Annotated in this window: 23 protein-coding genes; 9 read left to right on the top strand and 14 right to left on the bottom strand. The window is 54.0% G+C overall.

From position 1 onward, the window contains the following. Positions 1-114 precede the first annotated feature (114 nt). The 5 genes from nanA to nanQ all read left to right on the top strand — a co-directional run bounded on the left by nanA (position 115) and on the right by nanQ (position 4,688). On the top strand, positions 115-1,008 hold the full coding sequence (gene nanA / locus OGV38_RS11645) for an N-acetylneuraminate lyase (RefSeq protein ID WP_104651725.1): 894 nt from the start codon (positions 115-117) through the stop codon (positions 1,006-1,008). Between the two features lie 116 nt (positions 1,009-1,124). Next, positions 1,125-2,615, top strand: coding sequence for a sialic acid transporter NanT (gene nanT / locus OGV38_RS11640; protein ID WP_016154702.1), 1,491 nt, complete (start codon positions 1,125-1,127; stop codon positions 2,613-2,615). A gap of 47 nt (positions 2,616-2,662) precedes the next feature. After that, positions 2,663-3,352 carry an N-acetylmannosamine-6-phosphate 2-epimerase gene (locus tag OGV38_RS11635; RefSeq protein ID WP_104651724.1) on the top strand — a complete coding sequence of 230 codons (690 nt, stop codon included), beginning with the start codon at positions 2,663-2,665 and terminating at the stop codon, positions 3,350-3,352. Continuing rightward, the gene (gene nanK, locus OGV38_RS11630; RefSeq protein WP_104651723.1) at positions 3,349-4,218 is read left to right on the top strand and encodes an N-acetylmannosamine kinase; all 870 of its coding nucleotides are present in this window, start codon (positions 3,349-3,351) and stop codon (positions 4,216-4,218) included. The genes OGV38_RS11635 and nanK overlap by 4 nt, the downstream gene beginning before the upstream one ends. A gap of 2 nt (positions 4,219-4,220) precedes the next feature. Continuing rightward, on the top strand, positions 4,221-4,688 hold the full coding sequence (gene nanQ, locus OGV38_RS11625; protein WP_016157578.1) for an N-acetylneuraminate anomerase: 468 nt from the start codon (positions 4,221-4,223) through the stop codon (positions 4,686-4,688). A gap of 60 nt (positions 4,689-4,748) precedes the next feature. Here nanQ and OGV38_RS11620 read toward each other — a convergent pair whose 3' ends face one another. From OGV38_RS11620 to gltB, 4 genes are all read right to left on the bottom strand, one after another. Then, entirely contained in the window at positions 4,749-6,029 is a 1,281-nt protein-coding gene (locus OGV38_RS11620; protein WP_016157577.1) for a cytosine deaminase, read from the bottom strand. Continuing rightward, the gene (codB, locus tag OGV38_RS11615; RefSeq protein ID WP_016154697.1) at positions 6,019-7,269 is read right to left on the bottom strand and encodes a cytosine permease; all 1,251 of its coding nucleotides are present in this window, start codon (positions 7,267-7,269) and stop codon (positions 6,019-6,021) included. The genes OGV38_RS11620 and codB overlap by 11 nt, the downstream gene beginning before the upstream one ends. A 183-nt stretch (positions 7,270-7,452) precedes the next feature. Further along, positions 7,453-8,871 carry a glutamate synthase small subunit gene (locus OGV38_RS11610; protein ID WP_016154696.1) on the bottom strand — a complete coding sequence of 473 codons (1,419 nt, stop codon included), beginning with the start codon at positions 8,869-8,871 and terminating at the stop codon, positions 7,453-7,455. Between the two features lie 12 nt (positions 8,872-8,883). Next, a complete protein-coding gene (gene gltB, locus OGV38_RS11605) occupies positions 8,884-13,344 on the bottom strand; it encodes a glutamate synthase large subunit (protein ID WP_049040924.1) in 4,461 nt (1,486 codons plus the stop codon). Between the two features lie 684 nt (positions 13,345-14,028). Here gltB and mnmL point away from each other — a divergent pair. The 4 genes from mnmL to mtgA all read left to right on the top strand — a co-directional run bounded on the left by mnmL (position 14,029) and on the right by mtgA (position 19,061). Continuing rightward, positions 14,029-14,958, top strand: coding sequence for a tRNA modification radical SAM protein MnmL/YtqA (gene mnmL / locus OGV38_RS11600; RefSeq protein ID WP_049040958.1), 930 nt, complete (start codon positions 14,029-14,031; stop codon positions 14,956-14,958). A 167-nt stretch (positions 14,959-15,125) separates the two neighbouring features. After that, on the top strand, positions 15,126-17,462 hold the full coding sequence (arcB, locus tag OGV38_RS11595) for an aerobic respiration two-component sensor histidine kinase ArcB (RefSeq protein ID WP_286473329.1): 2,337 nt from the start codon (positions 15,126-15,128) through the stop codon (positions 17,460-17,462). A 229-nt stretch (positions 17,463-17,691) separates the two neighbouring features. Next, positions 17,692-18,345 carry an isoprenoid biosynthesis glyoxalase ElbB gene (elbB, locus tag OGV38_RS11590; RefSeq protein WP_016154692.1) on the top strand — a complete coding sequence of 218 codons (654 nt, stop codon included), beginning with the start codon at positions 17,692-17,694 and terminating at the stop codon, positions 18,343-18,345. Then, complete coding sequence (gene mtgA / locus OGV38_RS11585) at positions 18,342-19,061, top strand: monofunctional biosynthetic peptidoglycan transglycosylase (RefSeq protein ID WP_286473328.1); 720 nt, start codon at positions 18,342-18,344, stop codon at positions 19,059-19,061. The genes elbB and mtgA overlap by 4 nt, the downstream gene beginning before the upstream one ends. A gap of 86 nt (positions 19,062-19,147) precedes the next feature. Here the strand turns inward: mtgA and npr are convergent, their stop codons facing one another. The 10 genes from npr to kdsD all read right to left on the bottom strand — a co-directional run bounded on the left by npr (position 19,148) and on the right by kdsD (position 26,076). Next, entirely contained in the window at positions 19,148-19,420 is a 273-nt protein-coding gene (gene npr, locus OGV38_RS11580) for a PTS phosphocarrier protein NPr (protein ID WP_003828770.1), read from the bottom strand. Further along, complete coding sequence (gene rapZ / locus OGV38_RS11575; RefSeq protein ID WP_003025085.1) at positions 19,417-20,271, bottom strand: RNase adapter RapZ; 855 nt, start codon at positions 20,269-20,271, stop codon at positions 19,417-19,419. The genes npr and rapZ overlap by 4 nt, the downstream gene beginning before the upstream one ends. Before the next feature lie 45 nt (positions 20,272-20,316). Then, the gene (gene ptsN, locus OGV38_RS11570) at positions 20,317-20,808 is read right to left on the bottom strand and encodes a PTS IIA-like nitrogen regulatory protein PtsN (protein ID WP_016154690.1); all 492 of its coding nucleotides are present in this window, start codon (positions 20,806-20,808) and stop codon (positions 20,317-20,319) included. An 83-nt stretch (positions 20,809-20,891) separates the two neighbouring features. Further along, positions 20,892-21,179: a ribosome hibernation promoting factor gene (hpf, locus tag OGV38_RS11565; RefSeq protein ID WP_003025078.1), complete on the bottom strand. Its 288-nt coding sequence runs from the start codon at positions 21,177-21,179 to the stop codon at positions 20,892-20,894. A gap of 22 nt (positions 21,180-21,201) precedes the next feature. Then, positions 21,202-22,635, bottom strand: coding sequence for an RNA polymerase factor sigma-54 (rpoN, locus tag OGV38_RS11560; protein ID WP_016154689.1), 1,434 nt, complete (start codon positions 22,633-22,635; stop codon positions 21,202-21,204). Positions 22,636-22,681: 46 nt separating this feature from the next. Beyond that, positions 22,682-23,407, bottom strand: coding sequence for an LPS export ABC transporter ATP-binding protein (gene lptB, locus OGV38_RS11555; protein WP_286473327.1), 726 nt, complete (start codon positions 23,405-23,407; stop codon positions 22,682-22,684). A 6-nt stretch (positions 23,408-23,413) separates the two neighbouring features. After that, positions 23,414-23,962 carry a lipopolysaccharide ABC transporter substrate-binding protein LptA gene (lptA, locus tag OGV38_RS11550; RefSeq protein ID WP_016154688.1) on the bottom strand — a complete coding sequence of 183 codons (549 nt, stop codon included), beginning with the start codon at positions 23,960-23,962 and terminating at the stop codon, positions 23,414-23,416. After that, on the bottom strand, positions 23,931-24,506 hold the full coding sequence (lptC, locus tag OGV38_RS11545) for an LPS export ABC transporter periplasmic protein LptC (RefSeq protein ID WP_016154687.1): 576 nt from the start codon (positions 24,504-24,506) through the stop codon (positions 23,931-23,933). The genes lptA and lptC overlap by 32 nt, the downstream gene beginning before the upstream one ends. Next, positions 24,503-25,069, bottom strand: a complete 567-nt coding sequence (gene kdsC / locus OGV38_RS11540) for a 3-deoxy-manno-octulosonate-8-phosphatase KdsC (protein ID WP_046276014.1) — start codon at positions 25,067-25,069, stop codon at positions 24,503-24,505. Before kdsC ends, lptC begins: the two co-directional genes overlap by 4 nt. A 20-nt stretch (positions 25,070-25,089) precedes the next feature. Next, positions 25,090-26,076: an arabinose-5-phosphate isomerase KdsD gene (kdsD, locus tag OGV38_RS11535; RefSeq protein ID WP_016154685.1), complete on the bottom strand. Its 987-nt coding sequence runs from the start codon at positions 26,074-26,076 to the stop codon at positions 25,090-25,092. Positions 26,077-26,083 lie beyond the last annotated feature (7 nt).

The raw sequence follows: 26,083 nt of genomic DNA, 5'->3' as shown, positions 1-26,083 counted from the left end.
TAGTGAGGCAGATCGCACTATAAGCGTTCTGTATTGTATTGCTGCTTATTTGATCTGGTATAACAGGTATAAAGGTATGCAGTCAGACAACACTAATCATCATCAGAGGTAGCTATGGCAAGAGATTTAAAAGGCGTAATGCCAGCGTTGTTAACCCCATTCGATAGCCAACAGCGACTGGACATTGAGAGCCTGCGCCGCCTGGTGCGTTTCAACATTGGGCAAGGGATCGACGGGCTCTATGTCGGTGGGTCTACGGGGGAGGCATTTGTCCAAAACCGCGTTGAGAGAGAGCAGGTACTGGAAATTGTTGCCGAAGAAGCGAAAGGCAAGGTGACGCTGATCGCTCACGTTGGCACAGTGAGTACCGAAGAGAGCCAACAGCTGGCGAGTGCCGCGCATCGCTACGGCTTTGATGCGGTTTCAGCCGTCACACCGTTTTACTATCCGTTCAGCTTTGAAGAGCACTGCGATCACTACCGCGCAATTATTGATTCCGCTGATGGCTTGCCGATGGTGGTCTATAACATCCCGGCGCTGAGCGGCGTAAAACTGACGCTGGATCAAATCAACACGCTGGTGACGTTGCCGGGCGTTGGCGCGCTGAAGCAAACCTCAGGCGATCTCTATCAGATGGAACAGATCCGCCGCGCTCACCCCGATCTGGTGCTTTATAACGGTTATGACGAGATCTTCGCTTCTGGTCTGCTGGCGGGCGCTGATGGCGGTATCGGTAGCACTTACAACATTATGGGATGGCGTTATCTGGGAATTGTGAAAGCGCTCAAAGAAGGCGACATCCGGACGGCGCAAAAGCTGCAAACCGAGTGCAATAAGGTTATCGATCTGCTCATTAAGGTTGGCGTGTTCCGCGGCCTGAAGACGGTATTGCACTATATGGACGTGGTTTCTGTTCCGCTGTGCCGTAAACCATTTGCCCCGGTAGATGAACAATATCTGCCGGAACTGAAAGCGCTGGCCCAGCAATTAATGCTGGAACGCGACTGATCGGACGCCGGATAGCACAATGCTTATCCGGCCTGCAAAAACAAGACTCGTAGGCCGGATAAGGCGAATCCGCCATCCGGCACCACAACGAAAATAAAGATCGTCGGGAGAGTAAAATGAGTACTTCTACCCAGAGCATCCCGTGGTATCGCCATCTCAATCGGGCACAATGGCGGGCATTTTCTGCCGCCTGGCTGGGATATTTGCTTGATGGTTTTGATTTTGTATTAATCGCCCTTGTGCTGACGGAAGTACAAGGCGAATTCGGACTGACGACGGTACAAGCGGCCAGTCTGATTTCGGCTGCTTTTATCTCCCGCTGGTTTGGTGGGTTAATGCTGGGAGCGATGGGCGACCGTTATGGACGCCGCCTGGCGATGGTCACCAGTATCATTCTGTTCTCTGTGGGGACGCTGGCCTGCGGCTTCGCGCCGGGCTACACCACCATGTTTATCGCCCGCCTGGTTATCGGTATGGGGATGGCTGGTGAGTACGGCTCCAGCGCAACTTATGTTATTGAAAGCTGGCCCAGGCACCTGCGAAACAAAGCCAGCGGCTTCCTGATTTCCGGCTTCTCTGTAGGCGCAGTGATCGCCGCCCAGGTCTACAGCCTGGTGGTCCCGGTCTGGGGATGGCGCGCGCTGTTCTTCATCGGCATTTTGCCGATTATCTTCGCCCTCTGGCTGCGTAAAAATATTCCGGAAGCGGAAGACTGGAAAGAGAAACACGAAGGCAAAGCGCCGGTACGCACGATGGTGGACATTCTCTACCGGGGCGAACATCGGGTTATCAATATTGTGATGACTCTCGCCGCCGCAACCGCGCTGTGGTTCTGCTTTGCAGGCAACCTGCAAAATGCGGCTATCGTGGCGGTCCTTGGCCTGATATGCGCGTTTATCTTCATTAGTTTTATGGTGCAAAGCAGCGGGAAACGCTGGCCGACGGGCGTCATGCTGATGGTGGTTGTGCTGTTTGCCTTCCTTTACTCGTGGCCGATTCAGGCGCTGCTGCCAACCTATCTGAAAACCGAATTGCTGTATGACCCTTCCACTGTCGCCAGGGTGCTCTTCTTTAGCGGCTTTGGCGCGGCGGTCGGTTGTTGCGTCGGTGGTTTTCTTGGCGACTGGCTGGGCACGCGTAAGGCCTATGTCTGCAGTCTGCTGGCTTCGCAGTTGCTGATTATTCCAGTGTTTGCGATTGGCGGCTCAAACGTCTGGGTACTGGGTTTACTGCTGTTTTTCCAGCAAATGCTCGGTCAGGGGATCTCCGGGATCTTACCCAAACTGATTGGCGGCTATTTCGATACCGACCAGCGTGCGGCGGGTCTGGGCTTCACCTACAACGTGGGTGCACTGGGCGGGGCGCTGGCACCGATCATCGGTGCGCTGATTGCCCAACGACTGGATCTGGGCACCGCGTTGGGATCGCTCTCTTTCGGTCTGACATTTGTGGTGATCCTGCTGATTGGTCTCGATATGCCGTCTCGCGTACAGCGCTGGCTGCGGCCTGAAGCATTGCGTACGCATGATGCCATTGATGGCAAACCGTTTAGCGGGGCCGTGCCGTTCGGCGGCGACAAAAGCACCATGGTGAAATCCAAAAGTTAATCCGTTTGCCCGGTCCTGCGCCGGGCAATAGTCATAAGGGAATAAGCATGTCGTTACTTGAACAACTGGATATCAAGATTGCCGCGAACGGCGGGCTGATTGTCTCCTGCCAGCCTGTTCCTGACAGCCCGTTAGATAAACCGGAAATTGTTGCGGCGATGGCGCTGGCCGCAGAACAGGCTGGCGCGGTGGCGTTACGCATTGAAGGGGTGGAAAACCTGAAAGCGACCAGGGCGGTAGTTTCGGTGCCGATTATCGGCATTCTCAAACGTGACCTTGATGACTTTCCGGTCCGCATCACCGCATATCTGGAGGATGTTGATGCGTTAGCGCAGGCAGGCGCTGACATCATCGCCATCGACGGTACCGATCGCGTACGTCCGGTACCTGTAGAAACCTTACTGGCACGTATTCATCATCACCAACGCCTTGCGATGGCTGACTGTTCGTCCATGGCGGATGGCATGGCCTGCCAGAAACTCGGTGCCGAAATCATTGGCACTACCCTTTCTGGTTATACCACGCCAGAAACGCCCGAAGAACCGGATCTGGCTCTGGTGAAGTCTTTAAGCGACGCGGGTTGTCGGGTGATTGCTGAAGGACGTTACAACACGCCAGCGCAGGCCGCTGAGGCGATGCGTCATGGCGCTTGGGCGGTGACAGTCGGCTCAGCCATTACCCGGCTGGAGCACATTTGCCAGTGGTACAACACAGCGCTTAAAAAGGCGGTGCTATGACCACGCTGTCGATTGATATTGGCGGCACCAAACTGGCTGTCGCACTGGTAGACAGCAGCCTGCAAATTCAAGAGCGTCATGAATTGCCGACGCCCGCCAGCAAAACACCGGATGCTCTGCGTGCCGCGTTACAAGCACTGGTTGCGCCGCTACAGGGGCAGGCAACGCGGGTGGCGATCGCCTCAACGGGGATTATCCGCGACGGTTCTCTACTGGCGCTGAACCCGCACAACCTCGGCGGGCTGCTGCATTTTCCTCTGGTGCAAACGCTAAAAGATCTCACCGCTTTGCCGACGCTGGCAGTCAATGACGCGCAGGCAGCGGCGTGGGCTGAGTATCATGCGCTTGGCGGCGAGTACCGCGATATGGTGTTTATCACCGTCTCCACCGGTGTAGGCGGCGGGGTGGTAAGTGATGGGAAGCTGCTGACCGGGATTGGCGGTCTGGCCGGGCATCTGGGACATACGCTGGCTGATCCGCATGGGCCGGTGTGCGGTTGCGGGCGTGTGGGTTGTGTCGAGGCGATCGCTTCCGGTCGTGGGATCGCGTCGGCTGCCGAAGGCACGCTTGCTGGATGCGACGCCAAAACCATTTTTAGCCGCGCCGGGCAGGGTGATGAGCAGGCCAGTCGGTTGATCCATCGTTCGGCACGTACTTTGGCAAGGCTTGTCGCCGATGTGAAGGCCACGATCGATTGCCAGATTGTGGTGATTGGCGGCAGCGTGGGGCTGGCAGAAGGGTATCTGGCGCTGGTGGAAAACTATCTGGCACAAGAGCCTTCGGCTTACCACGTAGAATTACGGGCGGCGCATTACCGTCATGACGCTGGATTACTGGGGGCCGCGCTGTTGGCCCAGGGAGATTGATTATGATGTCAGCTGAGTTGCGTTCATTGCCTTCTGCCGGATTACATCCGGTTTTGCAGCAGGCGTTAACGCTGGCTGTTGCGGCGAATCTGCAGGAGAAAACGCCAGGGCGCTACGAGTTGCAGGGCGATAATATTTTTATGAATGTCATGCAATTTGCAACGCAGAGCCCGGAGCAAAAGAAAGCGGAACTGCACAGGGAGTACATTGATATTCAGGTGCTGTTATCTGGTGAAGAACGCATTCTGTTCGGGATGACTGATTCTGCTCGTCAGTGCGAAGAGATGCACGTGGAGGATGATTATCAGCTGTGTAGCCAGATTGCCGATGAGCAGGCGATGGTACTGAAGCCGGGAAGATTTGTGATTTTTATGCCGGGCGAGCCGCATAAGCCGGGCTGCGTGGTACAGGCTCCGATGGACATCAAAAAGGTGGTGATCAAGGTGCGCGCCAGTTTATTACACACCTGACGATGAGAGTGACGGTGTCGGATGGCAAGGCTTGCGCCATCCGACACCGGATATTACAACCTAGCGCTTAAACGTCACCGCTTCCGGCTGCGTCAGATGCAGCGTCGTTTGGCTCGGCACAGTCTCGGCAATGATTCGCCCGTGACGAATGGAATAACGTGCAGGCGTCTGGCGACGAACCGCGTCAAACCCATTCTCTGCCGGTAAAATCACCAGGTTCGCGGAATTCCCCACGCTCAGACCGTAGTCCTGCAGGTGCAGGGTTTTCGCGCTGTGGGTGGTGATCAGATTCAGGCCATCGTTAATTTGTCCGTATCCCATCAGCTGACACACATGTAACCCCATGTGCAGTACCTGCAGCATATTCGCGGTGCCTAGCGGATACCACGGATCGAAGACGTCATCATGGCCGAAGCATACGTTGATCTCTGCCTCCAGCATCTCTTTGACGCGTGTAACGCCGCGGCGTTTAGGATACGTGTCAAAGCGCCCTTGCAGGTGAATATTCACCAGTGGATTCGCGACAAAGTTAATGCCGGACATTTTCAACAGGCGGAAAAGACGGGAAGCATACGCGCCGTTATAGGAGTGCATTGCCGTAGTATGGCTGGCGGTCACGCGCTCGCCCATATTGTCGCGATGGGCCAGCGCCGCGACGGTTTCAACAAAGCGTGATTGCTCATCGTCAATTTCGTCACAGTGCACGTCGATAAGTCTGTCGTATTTTTGCGCGAGGGCGAAAATTTTGTGCAACGACTCCACGCCATATTCACGCGTAAATTCAAAGTGGGGGATAGCGCCAATGACGTCGGCCCCCAAACGCACGGCTTCCTCTAATAACGCTTCACCGTTGGGATAAGAAAGAATGCCCTCTTGCGGGAACGCGACAATCTGTAGCTCTACCCACGGAGCGACTTCTTGCTTCACCTCCAGCATGGCTTTCAGCGCGGTCAGCGTTGGGTCGGAAACGTCAACGTGAGTGCGGACATACTGGATGCCGTTGGCCATCTGCCACTTAAGAGTCTGCATGGCGCGCGCTTTCACGTCATCGTGAGTGAGCATTGCCTTACGTTCGGCCCAGCGCTCAATGCCTTCAAATAACGTACCAGACTGGTTCCAGCTCGGCTCCCCCGCGGTTTGCGTGGTATCCAGGTGGATATGTGGCTCTACGAACGGTGGGATTGCCAGGCCACCTTCGGCATCAAGCACTTCACCCTGTGGCAACGTAGCGGCGTCCTGAGCCTCAATTCGGCTGAAGCGTCCGTTTTCAACCGTGAGCTGCCACAATCCTTCGCGTCCCTGTAAACGCGCCTGACGAATGGTGATGTTATTATTCTGCATGGCTGACCTCTGGTGATTTAGCAAGGCTGCGATTGAAAAGTGGGTTCAGCAGGATATAGCTGAATACGCCGCCGAGTACGGCGTTGACGGGCACGATACCGGGAATATAGTGACCGGCGGCAATGCCCAGTGCAACGGACAGGATAGCTATCCAGTTTACGGAAATAAATTGTGCTTTGCTGAAGTCGGCATATCGGCGATGGTTCAGCAGATAGTCGGCGATAATCACTCCACCAATTGGAGGAATCGCTGCCGACAAAAATGTCAGCCAACCGACAAAGTTATTGTAAAGCCACAGTGCGCACAGTGTGCCGATAATACCGTTAGCCACCGACAGCGAACGGCTGGAAAGGCCGGTAATATTGGCAAATCCCAAACCTGAAGCGTAGAGCGCGTTGTCGTTGGTGGTCCAGATATTCAGGCCGAGCACCACAATTGCGGGCAGCAGCAGGCCCTGAGCAATCATTACGTCAGAGATGTCCGCCTGTCCAACAGCGGCGGCACCCGCAGCGCCGAAGATAAACATCAACGAGTTGCCAAGGAAAAATGCCACCATGGCAATCAGTACCGCACCTTTGGCGTTGCGGCCAAAGCGGACAAAGTCGGCGGTTAACGTGCCTGCGCTGATAAATGAGCCGACCACCAACGCCAGTGCGGTGGAGAAATTCAGCGGTGTCTGCGGCACTATCGCTTTTAAATGGTCTAAACCGCCAACATCGCTCACCGCCAGCCAGACGGAGTAGCTGCCAAGAACGACGATGGCAGGTACGGCGATGATAGATAAAACGGTCAGCGCCGAGATGCCAAAAAAGATAGTCAGGGTCATCAACAGACCGGAAACCGCAATCAGAACATTGACGTCAATCCCCGTCGCTTTGCCAACCGGGATAGCAAACATGGCCACACCAACGCCAAACCAGCCTACCTGTGTACCGCCTAAGAGCAGTGAGGGAAGCCATGAACCTTTCAAACCAAATGAGTAACGTGCCAGAAGGTGGGTTGAGAGCCCTGTTTTTGCGCCGATAAAACCGAGAAATGCAGTGTAAATACCGAGGAGAAGATTACCGAAGAGAACTGCAAGGAAGAAATCATTATAGGAAAGACCGGTACCGAGTGTGCCACCGGTCCACATACTGGCGGAAAAAAATGTGAGTCCCAACATGACAAACGTTAGTGGAATCACGCCCTTCCGCGCCGCCAGAGGGACGGGGCCCTGGCTATAATTGTTGTCCTGCGACACAACGCCTCCATGAATTTTGCCCAAAAAATCCGCCGCATAATATACAGTTCTCAGAATAAAGCAAACGTTTCCGTATGTTTTTTAGTTCTCTTTCACGGTGTTGATAGAGGGGAGGGGCAGGGGGGTTGCGAGGAATCTGGCATCTCATCAGCGTTTGAAGATGAGATGCCAGAAGATGCTTACTTACACTTCCAGGTAGTTCAGGATACCGTCTGCCGCTTTACGACCTTCGGCAATCGCGGTGACTACAAGATCCGAACCACGCACGATATCGCCACCTGCGAAGATTTTTGGGTTGCTGGTCTGGAAGGCGTTATCGCTGCGTTCCGGAGCAATAATACGGCCCTGAGAATCCAGCTCGACGCTGTGCTCTTTCAGCCACTCCATACTGTGCGGGCGGAATCCAAACGCCAGTACCACCGCATCAGCTGGAACAACGTGCTCGGAACCAGCGACGATCTCCGCGCGGCGACGACCCTTCGCATCCGGTTCGCCCATTTCGGTGCGCGCCATTTTCACGCCGCACACTTTACCGTTGGCATTCACTTCCACGCCTAAAGGCTGGACGTTGAACTGGAACTCGACGCCTTCTTCACGCGCGTTTTTCACCTCGCGTTTGGAACCCGGCATGTTCTCTTCGTCGCGGCGATAGGCGCAGATTACGTGTGCCGCGTTCTGGCGAACCGAGGTCCGCACGCAGTCCATCGCGGTATCGCCACCGCCGAGAACAACGACGCGTTTGCCTTCCATGCTGATGTACGGCTCGTCACTGCTTTCGCCAAATCCCATCAACTGTTTGGTATTGGCGATCAGGAACGGCAGGGCATCAAATACGCCGGAAGCGTCTTCGTTTTCCAGCCCACCGCGCATCGACTGATAGGTACCTACACCAAGGAACACGGCATCGTAATCCTTCAGCAGATCGTTAAGCTGCACGTCGCGGCCCACTTCCACGTTTAGTTTGAACTCAATGCCCATACCAGTGAAGATTTCACGGCGACGGGTCATGACCTCTTTCTCCAGCTTGAATGCCGGGATCCCGAAGGTCAGCAGACCGCCGATTTCCGGGTGGCGGTCAAATACCACCGCCTTCACGCCGTTGCGGGTCAGCACATCAGCACAGGCCAGGCCCGCCGGACCTGCACCGATGATCGCCACGCGCTTGTCCGTCTGGCGAACGCCAGTCATATCCGGACGCCAGCCCATCTCGAACGCTTTATCGTTGATATAGCGCTCGATGTTGCCGATAGTTACCGCACCGAACTCATCGTTTAGCGTGCAGGATCCTTCACAAAGACGATCCTGCGGGCACACTCGGCCACAGACTTCCGGCAGAGTGTTAGTCTGGTGCGACAGTTCTGCCGCTTCAAAAATACGTCCCTCATTCGCCAGCTTAAGCCAGTTCGGAATGTAGTTATGTACCGGGCACTTCCACTCGCAGTACGGGTTGCCGCAGGAAAGACAGCGATCAGCCTGTGCTTTGGCCTGGCCTTCGGAAAACGGCTCGTAGATCTCGATAAATTCGATCTTACGGATCTTCAGCGGTTTCTTCGGTGGATCAACGCGCTGCAGGTCGATAAATTGGTATACGTTCTGACTCATTGCTGCTACCCCTTACTGCGCCTGCACACGCAGCTCTGCTGCGCTACGACTACGGTGACCCAACAGTGCTTTCACATCACTGGATTTCGGTTTTACCAGCGCGAATTTCGCCGAGAATGCTGGCCAGTTCGCCAGGATCTCTTCGCCGTGTGAAGAACCGGTATGTTGTACATGCTCGGTAATCAGACCGCGCAGGTGTTCCTCATGAATAGCCAGCGAGTCCACGCTCAGTACTTCTACCAGTTCCGGGTTCACGCGTTTGCGGAATTCACCGTCTTCGTCGAGCACGTAGGCGAATCCGCCGGTCATGCCTGCACCGAAGTTGACGCCGGTTTTGCCGAGAATACACACGATGCCGCCGGTCATATATTCACAGCCGTTGTCGCCAATACCTTCAACCACGGTAATAGCGCCGGAGTTACGCACCGCAAAACGCTCACCCGCACGACCCGCAGCAAACAGGCGGCCACCGGTAGCACCATACAGGCAGGTGTTACCAATGATGCTCGCCTCATGGCTACGGAAAGCAGAGCCAACCGGAGGACGCACTGCCAGCAGGCCGCCCGCCATGCCTTTACCGACATAGTCGTTGGCATCGCCGGTCAGATACAGCTCCACGCCGCCCGCGTTCCACACGCCGAAGCTCTGGCCTGCGGTACCGCTGAAGTGCGCTTTAATCGGGTCAGATGCCAGCCCCTGATCGCCATGCGTCTGAGCGATATAGCCCGACAGCGATGCGCCGACGGAACGGTCGGTGTTGCGGATATCGAACCAGAAGGTTTTGCTCTGGCGCTCGTCGACAAACGGTTTCGCCTGCTGTAACAGCTGGGCGTTCAGCACGCCGTTATCAAACGGCGGATTGTTTTCAGTGCAATGCAGCGCTTTACCTGGATGCGGTTCAGCGGTTTCCAGCAGACGAGACAGCTCCAGTTTCTGCTGCTTGGCGGTAAACCCTTCCAGCTCTTTGAGCAGGTCGGTACGACCAATCAGATCCACCAGACGTTTCACGCCCAGTTGCGCCATCAGCTCGCGGGTTTCGCGGGCGATAAATTCAAAGTAGTTAGTCACTTTGAACGGCAGGCCGTGATAGTGGTTCTTACGCAGTTTGTCATCCTGAGTTGCCACGCCGGTTGCGCAGTTGTTCAGATGGCAAATACGCAGGTATTTACAGCCCAGCGCGACCATGGGGCCGGTGCCGAAACCGAAGCTTTCTGCACCCAAAATTGCCGCTTTAATGATATCGACGCCGGTTTTCAGACCGCCATCGACCTGCAGACGGATCTTGTGACGCAGACCGTTAGCCACCAGCGCCTGCTGGGTTTCCACCAGACCGAGTTCCCACGGGCAGCCCGCATACTTCACGGATGAGAGCGGACTTGCACCGGTACCGCCATCGTAGCCGGCAATAGTAATCAGATCCGCATAGGCTTTCGCCACGCCGGTCGCAATAGTGCCGACGCCTGGTTCGGAAACCAGCTTCACCGAGATCATCGCTTTCGGGTTGACCTGTTTCAGGTCGAAAATCAGCTGCGCTAAGTCCTCGATAGAGTAGATATCGTGGTGCGGCGGTGGGGAGATCAGCGTCACGCCCGGCACCGAATAACGCAGTTTGGCGATGTACGGGGTGACTTTATCACCCGGTAACTGACCGCCTTCGCCCGGCTTCGCGCCTTGAGCGACTTTAATCTGAATGACATCAGCATTGACCAGGTACGCTGGGGTTACGCCAAAGCGACCGGAAGCCACCTGCTTAATGCGCGACACCTTGTTAGTGCCGTAGCGTGCCGGATCTTCGCCGCCTTCACCGGAGTTCGAGTTACCGCCGATGCTGTTCATGGCTTCGGCCAGCGCCTCGTGTGCTTCCGGGCTTAATGCCCCGATAGACATCGCTGCGGTATCAAAGCGTTTAAACAGTTCGGTTGCGGGTTCTACTTCGCTAATGCTTACGGCTTCATCGCCAGGTGTAATCGCCAGCAGATCGCGCAGCGTGGCCGCCGGACGCTCATTGACCAGCTTTGCATATTCCTGATAGTCGCTGTACTCGCCGCTTTGTACTGCCTGTTGCAGCGTGCGCACCACGTCCGGGTTGTAGGCGTGGTATTCGCCGCCGTGGACGTACTTCAGCAAACCGCCCTGGCTGATAGGCTTACGCGCCAGCCAGGCATGTTTGGAGAGGTTCAGCAGATCCTGCTGGAAGTCGGTAAAACCCGCGCCGCTGATGCGACTGACCACGCCCTGGAAGCATAAAGCCACAACATCATCGTGCAGACCAACGGCTTCAAACAACTTCGAGCAGCGGTAAGAGGCGATGGTCGAGATGCCCATTTTGGACATGATTTTGTACAGACCCTTGTTGATGCCGTTACGGTAGTTCAGCATCACTGTCCGGTAATCTTTGGCAATCGCCTGAGTGTCGATCAGACGTCCCAGCGTTTCATACGCCAGATACGGATAAATGGCCGTCGCGCCAAAACCGAGCAGAACGGCAAAATGGTGCGGGTCACGGGCGCTGGCGGTTTCAACGATGATGTTGGCATCGCAACGCAGGCTTTGTTCTACCAGACGTGTTTGTACTGCGCCAACGGCCATCGGTGCCGGAACCGGCAAGCGGTTTTTTGCGATATTACGGTCAGAGAGCACCAGCAGCACCGTGCCGTTACGCACCATCTGTTCAGCCTTATCGCACAATGCTTTGACGGTCTCTTCGAGCGTGGTTTCGGTCACGTCGAAGGTGATATCCAGTCGGTCAGCGCGATAATGCTCCTCTTTCATGGTGGTAAGCTGGGTGAAATCGGAGTACAGCAGGATCGGCGACTTAAAGCTCAGACGGTGCGCCTGACCTTCGGCTTCGCAGAAGACGTTCATCTCACGACCGATGCTGGTGGCCAGCGACATGACGTGCGCTTCACGCAGCGGGTCGATCGGCGGGTTGGTGACCTGGGCAAACTGCTGGCGGAAGTAGTCATAAATGATGCGCGGCTGGCTGGAGAGCACGGCAAACGGGGTATCATCACCCATTGAACCGACCGCTTCCTGACCATTTTCACCGAGCACGCGGATAACGGAATCCAGCTCTTCAGCGCTGTAGTTAAACTGTTTCTGGTAGCTGGCGAGGGTGTCATCGTCCAGTTCACGGCTGCCGACCTGATCGTCAGCCAGGTCTTCGAAAGGCACCAGACGGCGGACGTTCTTCTCCATCCACTCTTTGTAGGGGTGGCGGCTTTTCAGATCGTCATCGGTTTCAGCCGAATGCAGAATGCGCCCGCTGCGGGTATCGATAACCATCAACTCCCCAGGGCCGACGCGACCTTTCTCAACCACTTCATCCGGCTGATAATCCCAGATCCCGACTTCAGAAGCGCAGGTAATCAGCTTGTCTTTGGTGATGACGTAGCGCGCCGGACGCAGGCCGTTGCGGTCAAGGTTACAGGCGGCAAAGCGACCGTCGGACATAACGATACCCGCCGGACCATCCCACGGCTCCATGTGCATGGAGTTAAAGTCGAAGAACGCGCGCAGCTCCGGGTCCATATCCGGGTTGTTCTGCCAGGCCGGCGGCACCAGTAAACGCATGGCGCGGATGATATCCATCCCGCCAGCCAGCAGCAGTTCCAGCATGTTATCCATCGAGCTGGAGTCGGAGCCGGTTTCGTTAACGAACGGTGCGGCGTCGTGCAGATCAGGGATCAGCGGCGTCTGGAATTTATAGGTACGGGCGCGCGCCCACTGGCGGTTGCCGGTGATGGTGTTGATTTCACCATTGTGCGCCAGGTAGCGAAACGGTTGCGCCAGCGGCCAGCGTGGTACGGTGTTGGTGGAGAAGCGCTGGTGGAACAGGCAGATGGCCGATTCCAGACGCAGGTCCGCCAGGTCCAGGTAAAAGCGCGGCAGATCCGCCGGCATACACAGACCTTTATAGATATTGACCAGGTTCGACAAGCTACAGACGTAGAAGTCTTTATCTTCCTGGAGGCGTTTTTCGATACGACGGCGCGCGATGAACAGGCGACGCTCCATATCACGCGGACGCCAGCCCGCAGGGGCATTAACAAAAATTTGCTCGATACGAGGCAGGGAGGAGAGCGCAATTTCACCGAGAACACCTTCGTTAGTCGGCACGTCGCGCCAGCCGACAATCGACAGGGTCTCCTGCTGTAATTCTTCTTCTACAATGCGACGGGAAGCCGCTGCCAGCTCAGCGTCTTTATTTAAAAAGATCATGCCGACGGCGTAGTTTTTGGCTAAACGCCAGCCGCGCTCTTGCGCTACGATGCGGAAAAAGCGGTCAGGTTTTTGTAACAGCAGGCCGCAACCATCGCCGGTTTTTCCATCGGCAAGAATTGCGCCACGGTGCTGCATGCGGGCCAGTGCGTGTATGGCGGTACGCACTACCTTGTGGCTAGGTTCGCCTTCTATGTGGGCGATCAGGCCGAAACCACAGTTATCCCTCTCAAGGGATTTATCGTACAACATATCAGTGAACCTCCCCAGGCTCTGCGGGATTCCCATCTGGACCGTTGCGCACGGGCACACCAAGAGCATGGCGACGGGGTTTGCGTGTCATACGCTTACCTCGCATTCGCCCTCTTTATCCTTTTCGCACAGGTCAAACAAGTTTGAGGACTTGCTTCAGAGGGAATCTCAATTACTGCATAAATATGATGAGCAGACTGCTCATCCAGAAAGCTTCCAGCGGATTTCCAAGTTATCGGGAATCCACACACAGGTCAAATGGCAATCTTATTTATGCAAAAATGTGCTATTGGGTAATTAACTTTATGAAAATATTGAAATAAAAGGGTTTTATACATTGATATAACCTGAGTAGGATGCCCTGGGAAGTGTGATCTGTCTCACTGTAAGAGAGGCCGGATATCTCTCGTCCTCCCTTTGTTTATCGATATACTTGGCATTTTATGCTGGTTTTTAGAGTTTTGGCGTCTTAAAGATACTGTTTTTACGCTGAGAGTATAAGAAGATAAAAAAAACAGCTGGATATAAGGAAAAGTAATTATATTTTGAGTGAATGGAATTTCGATTATTTTGATTTGTTATGCAATAAATAAAGGCTCGCCAGGGCGATTGATCCAGGTCATCGCCGACTGGGGCAAAAAATGGCAGGCTTTGGCCTCTTTTCAAGGCGCGGTCTACCAGATTATGCAGTTACAGAAATTAGTCAATATGTTTGGTGGGGATCTTTCTCGCCGTTATGGGCAAAAGGTTCATAAACTCACGCTGCACGGCGGATTTAGCTGTCCAAACCGTGATGGCACCATCGGACGCGGCGGATGTACTTTCTGTAATGTCGCCTCGTTTGCCGATGAAGCACAGCAGCACCATTCAATTGCCGAGCAGCTTGAGCATCAGGCGCAGTTGGTCAATCGCGCCAGACGCTATCTGGCCTATTTCCAGGCTTATACCAGCACCTTTGCGGAAGTACAGGTGCTGCGCTCGATGTATCAACAGGCGGTCAGCCAGGCCAACATCGTCGGGTTATGCGTTGGGACGCGCCCCGACTGCGTGCCGGATGCGGTACTCGATCTGCTTTGTGAGTATAAAGACCTCGGCTATGAGGTATGGCTGGAGCTCGGTCTGCAAACCGCGCATGACAAAACTCTGCACCGGATTAACCGCGGCCATGATTTTGCCTGCTATCAGAACACTACGCGGCTGGCGCGCGAGCGCGGGCTGAAAGTGTGCTCACACCTGATTGTTGGCCTGCCGGGCGAAGGACAGGCAGACTGTCTGCAAACCATGGAACGTGTGGTGGAGACGGGCGTTGACGGTATTAAGCTGCATCCGCTGCATATTGTGAAAGGCAGTACGATGGCAAAGGCCTGGGAAGCCGGACGGCTGAACGGAATTGAACTGGACGACTACACGGTTACCGCCGGGGAGATGATCCGCCATACGCCGCCAGAGGTGATTTATCATCGAATCTCTGCCAGCGCGCGTCGCCCAATGCTGTTGGCTCCGCTATGGTGTGAAAACCGCTGGACCGGGATGGTCGAACTGGATCGCTATCTCAATGCTCATGGTGTTCAAGGCTCTGCGCTTGGCACTCCGTGGATTCAGCCTGGGAGCTAACCATCCGGCAATCTGCGCCTGCTTGCCTGATGACGCTACGCTTATCAGGCCCACGTTGAATCTCTCCTCGGTCATTTCACCGATAACCTCCGCATTTCTTGCACAATCTTCAACGTCACGCTGAGAATTGAGTATTATTGTGCCAAGTTGTCGTGAAGGAACCCTCTATGAAGCAAATCCGTATGCTGGCGCAATATTACGTCGACCTGATGATGAAATTGGGTCTGGTGCGCTTTTCGCTGTTATTGGCGCTGGCGCTGGTCGTGTTGGCGATTGTGGTGCAGATGGCTGTCACCATGGTGCTGCATGGCCAGGTAGAAAGCATTGATGTTATCCGCTCTATCTTTTTTGGTCTGTTGATTACCCCCTGGGCCGTCTATTTTCTGTCAGTGGTGGTGGAGCAACTGGAAGAGTCCCGGCAACGCTTGTCACGACTGGTACAAAAGCTGGAAGAGATGCGCGAGCGCGATCTCAAGCTCAATGTGCAGTTAAAAGATAATATTGCCCAGCTTAATCAGGAAATTGTTGAGCGCGAAAAAGCCGAAGCGGAGCGCCAGGATACGTTCGAGCAGTTGAAGGTTGAAATCAAAGAGCGCGAAGAAGCGCAGATTCAGCTTGAGCAGCAGTCTTCCTTTTTACGCTCTTTCCTTGATGCCTCGCCGGATCTGGTTTTTTATCGTAATGAAGATAAAGAATTTTCCGGCTGTAACCGTGCCATGGAACTGCTGACCGGCAAGAGCGAAAAGCAGTTGGTGAATTTAAAACCGGCTGATGTTTACTCCCCTGAGGCGGCAGAAAAGGTCATTGAAACCGACGAGAAGGTGTTCCGTCATAACGTCTCGCTCACCTACGAACAGTGGCTGGACTATCCTGACGGGCGCAAAGCCTGCTTTGAAATTCGCAAAGTACCTTACTATGACCGCGTAGGTAAGCGGCATGGTCTGATGGGTTTTGGGCGCGATATTACCGAGCGTAAGCGTTATCAGGATGCGTTAGAGCGCGCCAGCCGCGATAAGACCACCTTCATTTCTACCATCAGCCACGAACTGCTCACCCCGCTTAACGGCATTGTCGGCTTAAGCCGGATCCTGCTGGATACGGATCTGACCGCTGAGCAGGAAAAATACCTGAAAACAATCCACGTCTCTGCCGTGACGCTGGGGAATATTTTCAACGATATTATCGACATGGATAAAATGGAGCGACGTAAAGTTCAGCTCGATAACCAGCCGATCGATTTCACCAGCTTTATGGCGGATCTGGAAAACCTCTCTGGCCTGCAGGCGCAGCAAAAAGGGCTGCGTTTTGTACTTGAGCCGACGTTACCACTGCCGCATAAGGTCATTACCGACGGCACGCGTTTGCGCCAGATTCTGTGGAATCTGATCAGCAACGCCGTGAAGTTTACCCAGCAGGGGCAGGTAACCGTGCGGGCGCGCTATGACCAGGGGAATATACTGCATTTCGAAGTTGAAGATTCCGGGATCGGTATTCCGCAGGATGAGCAAGATAAAATCTTCGCCATGTATTATCAGGTGAAGGACAGCAATGGCGGCAAACCGGCAACGGGAACCGGGATTGGACTGGCCGTATCGAAGCGTCTGGCGAAAAACATGGGCGGTGATATTACGGTCTCCAGCCAGGCTGGCAAAGGCTCCATCTTTACGCTGACCGTGCATGCGCCTGCGGTAGCGGAAGAGATTGAAGACGCCTTTGAAGACGACGACATGCCGCTGCCAGCCCTGAATGTGCTGCTGGTGGAAGATATCGAACTGAACGTTATTGTCGCGCGTTCAGTGCTGGAAAAACTGGGCAACAGCGTGGATGTCGCCATGACCGGGAAAGCCGCGCTGGAAATGTTCACGCCGGGCGAATATGACCTGGTGCTGCTGGATATTCAGCTACCGGATATGACCGGTCTGGATATCTCGCGCGAGCTGACGCAAAAATACGCCCGTGAGGACCTGCCGCCGCTGGTTGCGCTTACCGCCAACGTTCTGAAAGATAAAAAAGAGTATCTGGACGCGGGAATGGACGACGTGCTGAGTAAGCCGCTGTCGGTTCCGGCGTTAACCGCCATGATCAAAAAATACTGGGATACCCGAAACAAAGAGGAGAGCACTGTGACATCTGAAGAGAGCAGTAAATCGCAAGCGCTGTTAGATATTCCTATGTTGGAACAATACCTCGAGCTGGTGGGACCGAAGTTAATAACCGACGGGCTGGCGGTGTTTGAGAAGATGATGCCGGGATATTTGAGCGTGCTGGAGTCCAATCTGACCGCACGGGATAAAAAAGGCGTTGTTGAGGAAGGCCATAAAATTAAAGGCGCGGCAGGTTCCGTGGGGCTGCGCCACCTGCAACAGTTAGGTCAGCAAATCCAGTCGCCAGATCTTCCAGCCTGGGAAGATAATGTTGCTGAATGGATTGAAGAGATGAAGCAGGAGTGGCAGCACGACGTGGCGGTATTGAAGGCCTGGGTGGCGAGCGTGGAAAAAAAATGACCCCGGCTTGACCGGGGTGCGCGAATACTGCGCCAACACCAGGGAAATCGTGGCTGCGCCGTAAATTATTATCATTGTTTACAAGGGCGCAGCCCTAATTTTCAGGCCGCACGCAGTTAAGATAGCAAATCTTAAATAATTTGTTACATGAATCAGTTAAATGTGTGAAGCGTAGCATTTAAATCATAATAACTAATATGTTTCAGCCAGTTGAGAAAGGAGTATCACGATGAAAAAAGTGGGTGTAGTGCTCAGCGGATGCGGCGTGTATGACGGCGCAGAGATCCATGAAACTGTTCTCACGCTTCTGGCGATTGCCCGCAACGGCGCTCAGGCCGTCTGTTTCGCACCGGATAAACAACAAGCGGATGTGATTAATCATCTGACCGGCGAGCCGATGCAGGAAACGCGTAATGTGCTGATTGAAGCCGCCCGTATAACACGCGGTGATATTCGCCCACTTGCTCAGGCAGTCTCAACGGAACTGGATGCGTTGATCGTGCCAGGCGGGTTTGGCGCGGCCAAAAATCTGAGCAATTTTGCCAGCCAGGGCAGTGAGTGTCGGGTTGATAGCGACTTAGCTGCGCTGGCGGTGGCTATGCATCAGGCGGGTAAGCCGCTGGGATTTATGTGCATTGCGCCTGCCATGTTACCTAAAATTTTTGACTTTCCGCTGCGTCTGACCATCGGTACTGATATTGATACGGCAGAGGTGCTGGAAGAGATGGGCGCAGAACATGTGCCTTGTCCGGTTGATGACATTGTCGTTGATGAAGACAACAAAATCGTCACTACTCCCGCCTATATGCTGGCGCAGGATATCGCTCAGGCCGCGAGTGGTATCGATAAACTGGTATCACGTGTGCTGGTGCTGGCTGAATGAGAAAAGGAGTTACCGCCTTTCTGCGACGTATCTTTCTGCGGGCGGTCGTTGTCCTCGCCGTATTTTGGGGCGGGGGCATCGCACTTTTCAGCGTGATGCCAGTCCCTTTCTCTGCCGTGATGGTCGAGCGGCAACTGAGCGCATGGCTGTCCGGTGATTTCGGTTATGTGGCGCACTCAGACTGGGTGAGCATGGATGAGATCCCACCGTGGATGGGACTGGCGGTGATCGCCGCGGAGGACCAGAAGTTTCCCGAGCACTGGGGATTCGATGTTTCCGCTATAGAGAAAGCGCTGGCACACAACGAACGTAATGAAAACCGTATTCGCGGGGCGTCGACGTTATCGCAACAGACGGCAAAAAACCTCTTTTTGTGGGATGGACGTAGCTGGGTGCGTAAAGGTCTCGAAGCAGGGCTGACGCTGGGTATGGAAACCGTCTGGAGCAAGAAGCGTATTCTGACCGTTTACCTGAATATTGCTGAGTTTGGTGATGGGGTTTTCGGCGTGGAGGCAGCGGCGCAGCGCTATTTCCATAAGCCAGCCAGTCGGCTGAGTCTGTCTGAAGCGGCCTTGCTGGCGGCGGTATTACCCAATCCTTTGCGTTTTAAAGCGAATGCGCCTTCTGGTTATGTACGTAGCCGTCAGGCGTGGATTATGCGCCAAATGCGCCAGCTAGGCGGTGAGTCGTTTATGCGGGAAAATAAGCTGTATTAACGGGTTTATTGCCGGATACGGATCCGGCCTACGGGAGTGTGACGTTGCCGTGTAGGCCTGATGAGCGCAGCGCTTCAGGTACTCGACTAATCTTCATCAAATCCTGAATTAAACAGGGCAATCACCGCTGCCAGGGCTTCCACTTCCTGTGGACCCGTGGCTTCAACTTCTATCTGACGCCCTTTGGCGGAATCCAGCATCAGCAGAGCGATAACACTGTTTGCCTCGGCTTCCGTTCCTTCATCATTACGCAGCAAAACTTCTGCTTCAAAACCCTGCATCAATTCAAACAGTTTCATGGCTGGGCGAGCATGCATACCCAGCTTATTCGTGATTTCAACAGTTTGCTTCACGGTCATGATTTACGTTTTTCCAGCGTACGATGGCGTGACTGTACGTTTTTACCGCGTGAGCGGAAGTAGTCTGCCAGCTGCTCTGCAATATACACCGAACGGTGTTTCCCGCCGGTACAGCCAATAGCTACGGTGAGGTAGCTGCGGTTGTTGGTCTCCAGCATGGGTAACCATAGCTCAAGATAGCTGCGAGTCTGGTAGATAAAATTGTGTACTTCTGTGTGCCTGTCAAGAAAGGCGGCGACGGGGCGGTCAAGACCGGTCATCGGGCGCAGCTTCGGATCCCAGTGCGGGTTAGGCAGGAAGCGCACGTCAAAGACGTAATCCGCGTCAATTGGGATACCGTGTTTGAAACCAAAGGATTCGAATACCATCGTCAATTCGCGTTCACGCTTGCCCAGCAGGCGGGTACGCAACATTTCCGCCAGTTCGTGCACGGACATTTCGGAGGTATCCACGATCAGGTCAGCACGAGAGCGCAGCGGCTCCAGCAAATCGCTTTCCTTATCGATAGCGCTCTCCAGAGATAAGTTCTTGCTGGAAAGAGGATGCAGGCGACGCGTGTCGCTGTAGCGGCGAATCAGGGTGTTACGATCGGCGTCAAGGAACAGCAACTGTGGTGAGAAGCCTTCAGGCAGATTGTTCATTGCCTGCTCGAAAATCTCTGGGGACTCAGGCATGTTGCGCACATCAATGCTGACGGCCGCAGAAATCTGGCGATCGGCCAGAGTACGAGCCAGATCGGGCAACAGCACTACGGGAAGGTTATCCACGCAGTAAAAACCCATATCTTCCAGCGCTCGCAGGGCGACAGATTTTCCTGACCCCGAACGACCGCTGACGATCATCAGTACCATGTACTGTTTCTCCTCACAACGACAAAAAAGGATGCCATTGGGTTGTTATGCTTCATCCAGTCCACCTTCGGTGTCCGTGATGATTTGATACAACTCCTGGTCACTCTGTGCTGCGCGCAGGCGGCGGCAGATGGTTTTATCGGCCAGACGTTTGGCGACCAGCGACAACGTATGCAAATGCGTCTTGGTTTGGTCTGCCGGAACCAGCAGGGCGAAAAGCAGATCGACGGGTTGATTATCAATGGCGTCGAAAGCAATTGGCGTTTCAAGTTGCACAAACACGCCAACTGCGCGCATCGTGTCTTCTTCCAGCTTTCCGTGCGGGATAGCAATTCCATTACCGATGCCGGTACTGCCCATTTTTTCACGCGTCAGAATGGCTTCAAATACCACCTGAGAGGGCAAGCTGAGCTGTTTTGCCGCCAGTTCGCTGATGATTTCCAGCGCGCGTTTCTTGCTTTGGCAGTGAACGCCAGCGCGTGTACATTCCTGGTTAAGAACATTGCTCAGTTGTAGAGTCGTATCGTTATTTGTCATAATTTCACCTAAGCGCTAACTGTACAAATGGCCCGTTGTGCGACACAACAGGCCGTCCTGCACCCGCTAACTGCCCGGACAAGTTAGTGCTGTTTCAGTTTATCTTTATGTTTTGTTAACTGCCGAGCCAGTTTATCAATTAAACCGTCAATGGCGGCGTACATATCCTGACCTTCCGCGCTGGCATGAATTTCGCCACCGTTCACATGCAGTGTTGCATCCGAGATATGTGTCACCTTCTCCACTTTCAACACAATATAGACCTGATTAATCCGGTCGAAATATTGTTCTAGCTTGGCGAATTTTGTATTAACAAAATCGCGTAAGGCTTCAGTGATTTCGACGTTGTTTCCAGTGATGTTGAGCTGCATAGTGTCTTCCTTATCGGTTGGGTCAGACCAGCTGTTTGCGCTGGTTCGACGGCGGAATGGATAAAGACTCTCGGTACTTCGCAACAGTGCGGCGTGCCACCATGATACCCTGTTCTGACAGCATAGAGGTTAACTTGCTGTCACTCAGCGGTTTCGCGGGGTTTTCCGCAGCAATTAATTTCTTCACCAGTGCACGTATAGCTGTGGATGAGGCTTCGCCTCCGCCTTCAGTGTTAACGTGACTGGAAAAGAAATACTTCAATTCAAAAATGCCGCGCGGACTGTGCAGATACTTTTGCGTGGTCACTCGGGAAATGGTCGATTCGTGCATCTCGACGGCCTGGGCGATATCCGCCAGCACCATCGGTTTCATAAACTCTTCGCCTTGATCAAAGAAGGCTTGCTGCTGTTCAACGATACAGCGACTGACGCGCAGCAGCGTATCATTGCGACTTTCCAGGCTTTTAATCAGCCACTTTGCATCCTGCAGATTGCTACGAATAAACTGGCTGTCAGCGTCGTTGCGCGCGCTGTTGCACATGGCGGCGTAGTGCTGGTTAATCTGCAACCGTGGAATGCTGTCGCCGTTGAGTTCGACCACCCAGCGATCGTTATGCTTACGCACCAGTACATCCGGAATAACGTATTCTGGCTCCCCGGTCTGGATAGACTGCCCAGGTCTGGGGTCCAGGGACTGAATAAGATTGACGGCTTCTTTCAGCACATCTTCTTTCAGCCGGGTTACGCGCATCAGCGTGCGGAAGTCATGGTTGGCTAACAGATCGAGGTGATCGCTGATGATCAGGCGCGCTTCTTCCAGCCACGGCGTGGCTTTATCAAACTGTGAAAGTTGGATCAATAAGCAGTCGCGGAGATCTTTGGCCGCCACGCCCACGGGATCAAAACGCTGAATGCGTTTAAGCACGGCTTCGATTTCGTCCATGCCGACGTCGTCATCGCCCATGCTTTCGAGAATATCGTCCAGGGTTACGGTGAGATAACCGGTTTCGTCTACCGCATCAACAATGGATGTCGCAATTGCGCGATCGGTATCCGAGAACGGGGTCAGCTCCACTTGCCACATCAGGTAATCCTGCAGCGATTGCGTGGTCTCACCCTGATACACAGGCAGTTCGTCGTCGATGTAATCCCCGCTGGTGCCAGAAGGCGTACCGGCGGTGTAAATTTCATCCCAACTGGCGTCAAGTGGCAGCTCCTCTGGCATCTCTTTTTGTTCGAGAGCATCTGCGGTGTCGAGGGATTCGCTGTCCTGTTTTTCCTGGGTATCAATTTCGTCGTGAAGATCGGTTTGCTCGAGCAGTGGGTTACTTTCCAGCGCTTGCTGAAGTTCTTGCTGAAGTTCCAGCGTGGACAGCTGCAACAGACGGATAGCCTGTTGTAGCTGAGGCGTCATCGCCAGTTGTTGGCTAAGCCTGAGTTGCAAACCTTGCTTCATGTTCAGAGTTGTTCTCTCCTGCGGTGACGTGAAGTCTTCTACCCTATCAGAGTCTGAAGTCTTTCCCAAGGTATACGCGTTTAACGTGCTCATCCTGCAGTATTTCTGTTGGCGTGCCATGCGCGATCAGGTGGCCCTGACTCACGATGTAGGCGCGCTCACACACTGCCAGCGTTTCGCGAACGTTATGGTCGGTAATCAGCACCCCAAGCCCGCTGTCGCGCAGATGTTCGATGATCCGTTTGATATCAATAACGGAAATCGGGTCAACACCGGCAAACGGTTCATCCAGCAGGATAAATTTCGGATTCGCGGCCAGTGCGCGGGCGATCTCCACGCGGCGTCGTTCACCACCGGAGAGCGACTGTCCCATGCTGTCACGCAGGTGTTCGATGTGGAACTCTTCCATCAGCTCGTTGGCGCGATCTTCCCGCTGCTCGCTGGTAAGATCGTCACGAATTTGCAGCACCGCCATCAGGTTATCAAACACGCTCAGGCGACGGAAAATAGACGCTTCCTGCGGCAAGTAGCCGATGCCGCGACGCGCGCGCGCATGCAGAGGCAGCAGGCTGATGTCTTCGTCATCAATGATAATGTTGCCCGCATCACGTGGGACAATGCCGACCACCATGTAAAAGGTCGTTGTCTTGCCCGCACCGTTAGGACCGAGCAGACCGACGATCTCCCCGGAGTTGACGGTCAGACTGACATCTTCCACCACACGGCGGCCCTTATAGGCTTTTGCAAGGTTCTTTGCAGTTAATGTTGCCATAACGAATCAGTTACCTTTTTTCTCTGCCGGAGCCTTGTTTTTGTCCTGCAACTGCGACGGTACCAGAACGGTGGTGACGCGTTTGCCTTTATCGCTGAAGGCCTGCATTTTCTGCTCTTTCACCAGATAGGTGATCTTATCGCCCGTGATGTTGCTATCGAGCTGTTCCAGGTAAGCCTTACCGGTGAGAACGACGAAGTCTTTCGCCAGTTCATAATGCATGTGTGAGGCGTGGCCTTTAACCGGTTTACCGTTGTCCTGCATCTGGTAAAAGGTTGCAGGATTACCGTAGCCATCAATGACTTCTTTACCGTCTTCACCGCCAGGGCGGGTTACGACGACTTTATCGGCGTTAATTTTGATGGTGCCCTGAGTCACAATCACGTTGCCAGTAAAGGTCACCACGTTGCCTTGCATATCAAGAGACTGCTGGTCCGACTCAATGTGAATCGGCTGCTCGGTATCGCCGGTGACGGCGAATGCCGGGATGCTGGCGGCCAGAAGTGCGCTGGCAAGCACAAGATTAAGGCTGAGTTTGTTTGTTTTGGATTTCATATGAGGTTCTAACCTTTTCAATCAGCTCGGCGTTCTTGCTGCGTAAGTTGCCGCGCATCTTCAGTCCGCTGGAGTTAAATGTTGTGCCATATAACGTGACGAGATCATCGGAAGTGACGTCTTGTGTCACCAGGTTAATCTGTGCGTTATCGGTCGTAATTCTGCGTAGTTGAGAGTCGGGCACCAGGGCGTTGACCTCAACATGGCCGTACAGATATAGCATCCGATCGTTGGTCAATTTGGCTTTATCAGCCTTGATCGTCCAGGTCGGTACTTTATCCTTATCAAATGTGGTTAATACCGGTTGAGTAAACCACGAAACCGCTTGTTCCGAATAATATTCAACGTTTTGCGCGATCAAGTGATAGCTCAGTGCGCCTTCGGGACTATACACAACGGTATCAGTATGTTCGCTCTTATAGGTTGGCTCGTTGTTATTTACGACGACCTCAGCGGTGTCGTCTTTGTCTGCCAGATTAATACCAATCATCACAAGGACAGCCAGCGACAGTAGAATGATAACCCAACGTCTGGTTTTGCTCATATCGATTGCCCTTTGGCCTCGTCCAGTTTGCCCTGCGCCAGGAGTAATAAATCGCAGACTTCACGTACCGCGCCGCGTCCCCCATCGATGCGGGTGACATAATCGGCCCGCGGGATCAGCAAAGGATGAGCATCCGCCACCGCCACGCTTAATCCCACTTGTGCCATCACCGGCCAGTCGATCAGATCATCGCCAACGTACGCAACATTTTCAGGAGCGATCGCCAGTTTGCTAAGGAGATCGTTAAAGGCGACCAGTTTGTCTGACTGCCCCTGATACAAATGCGTGATCCCTAATGTGGCACAGCGATCTTCTACAAGTTTAGCCTTTCGTCCGGTAATAATGGCAACCTCGATACCGGAAGTGAGCGCACAGCGAATTCCGTAACCATCGCGGACGTTAAAAGCCTTTAGCTCTTCACCGTTGTTGCCCATATAAATCAGACCATCAGACAGTACGCCATCCACATCCAGGATCAGCAAACGGATGTTCTCTGCCCGGGTGATAACGTCTGTGCTGACGGGTCCATAACAGGTCGCAAGCGACGCACCTGCTTTACTCATTTTCTTTATCCTTGAGTTTCTTACACTACACCTGCACGCAGCAGATCATGCATATGTAACACACCAAGTAACCGGTCGCCATCAGCAACCATTACCGAGGTGATATGGCGGGACTGCATTAAATTCAGGGCATCGACGGCAAGAATGCCCGGACGCACGCGAATGCCGCCAGGGGTCATCACATCGGCAATGCCTAACTGGCGAACATCAACGCCCATATCGAAGACGCGACGTAAATCGCCATCGGTGAAAATACCGTCAATCTTCATGTCATCATCGCAAATGACGGTCATGCCGAGATTTTTACGCGTGATCTCAAGTAAGGCGTCACGCAGGCTGGCGCTTTTAGTCACATGCGGGATCTCATCGCCCGTATGCATAATATCGTTAACGCGCAGTAAAAGCTTACGGCCTAGTGCGCCACCGGGATGAGATAACGCAAAATCTTCCGCGGTAAAGCCACGCGCTTTTAATAATGCCACGGCTAGCGCATCGCCCATCACCAGCGTTGCGGTCGTGCTGCTGGTCGGCGCCAGGCCTAACGGGCAAGCTTCCTTAGGCACTTTAACACACAGATGCACATCTGCCGCACGCGCCATGCTGCTTTCCGGACGACCGGTCATGCAGATAAGCGGTACATGAAGACGTTTTAACACCGGGATTAACGCCGCTATCTCATTGGATTCACCGGAGTTAGAGATGGCGATGACTACATCCTGCGGCGAGACCATGCCCAGATCGCCATGTGCGGCTTCGCCTGGATGCACGAAAAATGAGGGGGTGCCGGTGCTGGCAAATGTGGCCGCCATTTTCCGCCCGATGTGTCCGGATTTCCCCATCCCCATCACCACAACTTTGCCCGGGCAGCTGAATATTTTCTCGCAGGCGAGAGTAAAATTTTGGTTGATGTACTGATCAAGCTCCGCCAGGCCTTCACGTTCAATTGCCAGGACTTCCTTGCCTGCTTGCTGAAAGTCAAAACCCGGTTGCAACTCTAAGTGCGACATAATGCGT

This window comes from Citrobacter sp. Cb080 (genome assembly GCF_030334745.1).
GTDB classification, from domain to species: domain Bacteria; phylum Pseudomonadota; class Gammaproteobacteria; order Enterobacterales; family Enterobacteriaceae; genus Citrobacter; species Citrobacter braakii.
Note: the sequence above shows the minus strand (reverse complement) of the source record. Positions and strands in the feature narration are given on the sequence as shown.

Excerpts from the sequence above, each read along its gene's own strand:
- lptB (WP_286473327.1), bottom strand. The coding sequence starts at position 23,407 with ATGGCAACATTAACTGCAAAGAACCTTGCAAAAGCCTATAAGGGCCGC.
- ptsN (WP_016154690.1), bottom strand. The coding sequence starts at position 20,808 with ATGACAAATAACGATACGACTCTACAACTGAGCAATGTTCTTAACCAG.
- hpf (WP_003025078.1), bottom strand. The coding sequence starts at position 21,179 with ATGCAGCTCAACATCACTGGAAACAACGTCGAAATCACTGAAGCCTTA.
- kdsC (WP_046276014.1), bottom strand. The coding sequence starts at position 25,069 with ATGAGTAAAGCAGGTGCGTCGCTTGCGACCTGTTATGGACCCGTCAGC.
- lptA (WP_016154688.1), bottom strand. The coding sequence starts at position 23,962 with ATGAAATCCAAAACAAACAAACTCAGCCTTAATCTTGTGCTTGCCAGC.
- rapZ (WP_003025085.1), bottom strand. The coding sequence starts at position 20,271 with ATGGTACTGATGATCGTCAGCGGTCGTTCGGGGTCAGGAAAATCTGTC.
- OGV38_RS11620 (WP_016157577.1), bottom strand. The coding sequence starts at position 6,029 with ATGCAGAATAATAACATCACCATTCGTCAGGCGCGTTTACAGGGACGC.
- kdsD (WP_016154685.1), bottom strand. The coding sequence starts at position 26,076 with ATGTCGCACTTAGAGTTGCAACCGGGTTTTGACTTTCAGCAAGCAGGC.
- rpoN (WP_016154689.1), bottom strand. The coding sequence starts at position 22,635 with ATGAAGCAAGGTTTGCAACTCAGGCTTAGCCAACAACTGGCGATGACG.
- nanQ (WP_016157578.1), top strand. The coding sequence starts at position 4,221 with ATGATGTCAGCTGAGTTGCGTTCATTGCCTTCTGCCGGATTACATCCG.
- arcB (WP_286473329.1), top strand. The coding sequence starts at position 15,126 with ATGAAGCAAATCCGTATGCTGGCGCAATATTACGTCGACCTGATGATG.
- mtgA (WP_286473328.1), top strand. The coding sequence starts at position 18,342 with ATGAGAAAAGGAGTTACCGCCTTTCTGCGACGTATCTTTCTGCGGGCG.
- nanT (WP_016154702.1), top strand. The coding sequence starts at position 1,125 with ATGAGTACTTCTACCCAGAGCATCCCGTGGTATCGCCATCTCAATCGG.
- gltB (WP_049040924.1), bottom strand. The coding sequence starts at position 13,344 with ATGTTGTACGATAAATCCCTTGAGAGGGATAACTGTGGTTTCGGCCTG.
- nanK (WP_104651723.1), top strand. The coding sequence starts at position 3,349 with ATGACCACGCTGTCGATTGATATTGGCGGCACCAAACTGGCTGTCGCA.
- lptC (WP_016154687.1), bottom strand. The coding sequence starts at position 24,506 with ATGAGCAAAACCAGACGTTGGGTTATCATTCTACTGTCGCTGGCTGTC.
- nanA (WP_104651725.1), top strand. The coding sequence starts at position 115 with ATGGCAAGAGATTTAAAAGGCGTAATGCCAGCGTTGTTAACCCCATTC.
- OGV38_RS11610 (WP_016154696.1), bottom strand. The coding sequence starts at position 8,871 with ATGAGTCAGAACGTATACCAATTTATCGACCTGCAGCGCGTTGATCCA.
- mnmL (WP_049040958.1), top strand. The coding sequence starts at position 14,029 with ATGCAGTTACAGAAATTAGTCAATATGTTTGGTGGGGATCTTTCTCGC.
- OGV38_RS11635 (WP_104651724.1), top strand. The coding sequence starts at position 2,663 with ATGTCGTTACTTGAACAACTGGATATCAAGATTGCCGCGAACGGCGGG.
- elbB (WP_016154692.1), top strand. The coding sequence starts at position 17,692 with ATGAAAAAAGTGGGTGTAGTGCTCAGCGGATGCGGCGTGTATGACGGC.
- npr (WP_003828770.1), bottom strand. The coding sequence starts at position 19,420 with ATGACCGTGAAGCAAACTGTTGAAATCACGAATAAGCTGGGTATGCAT.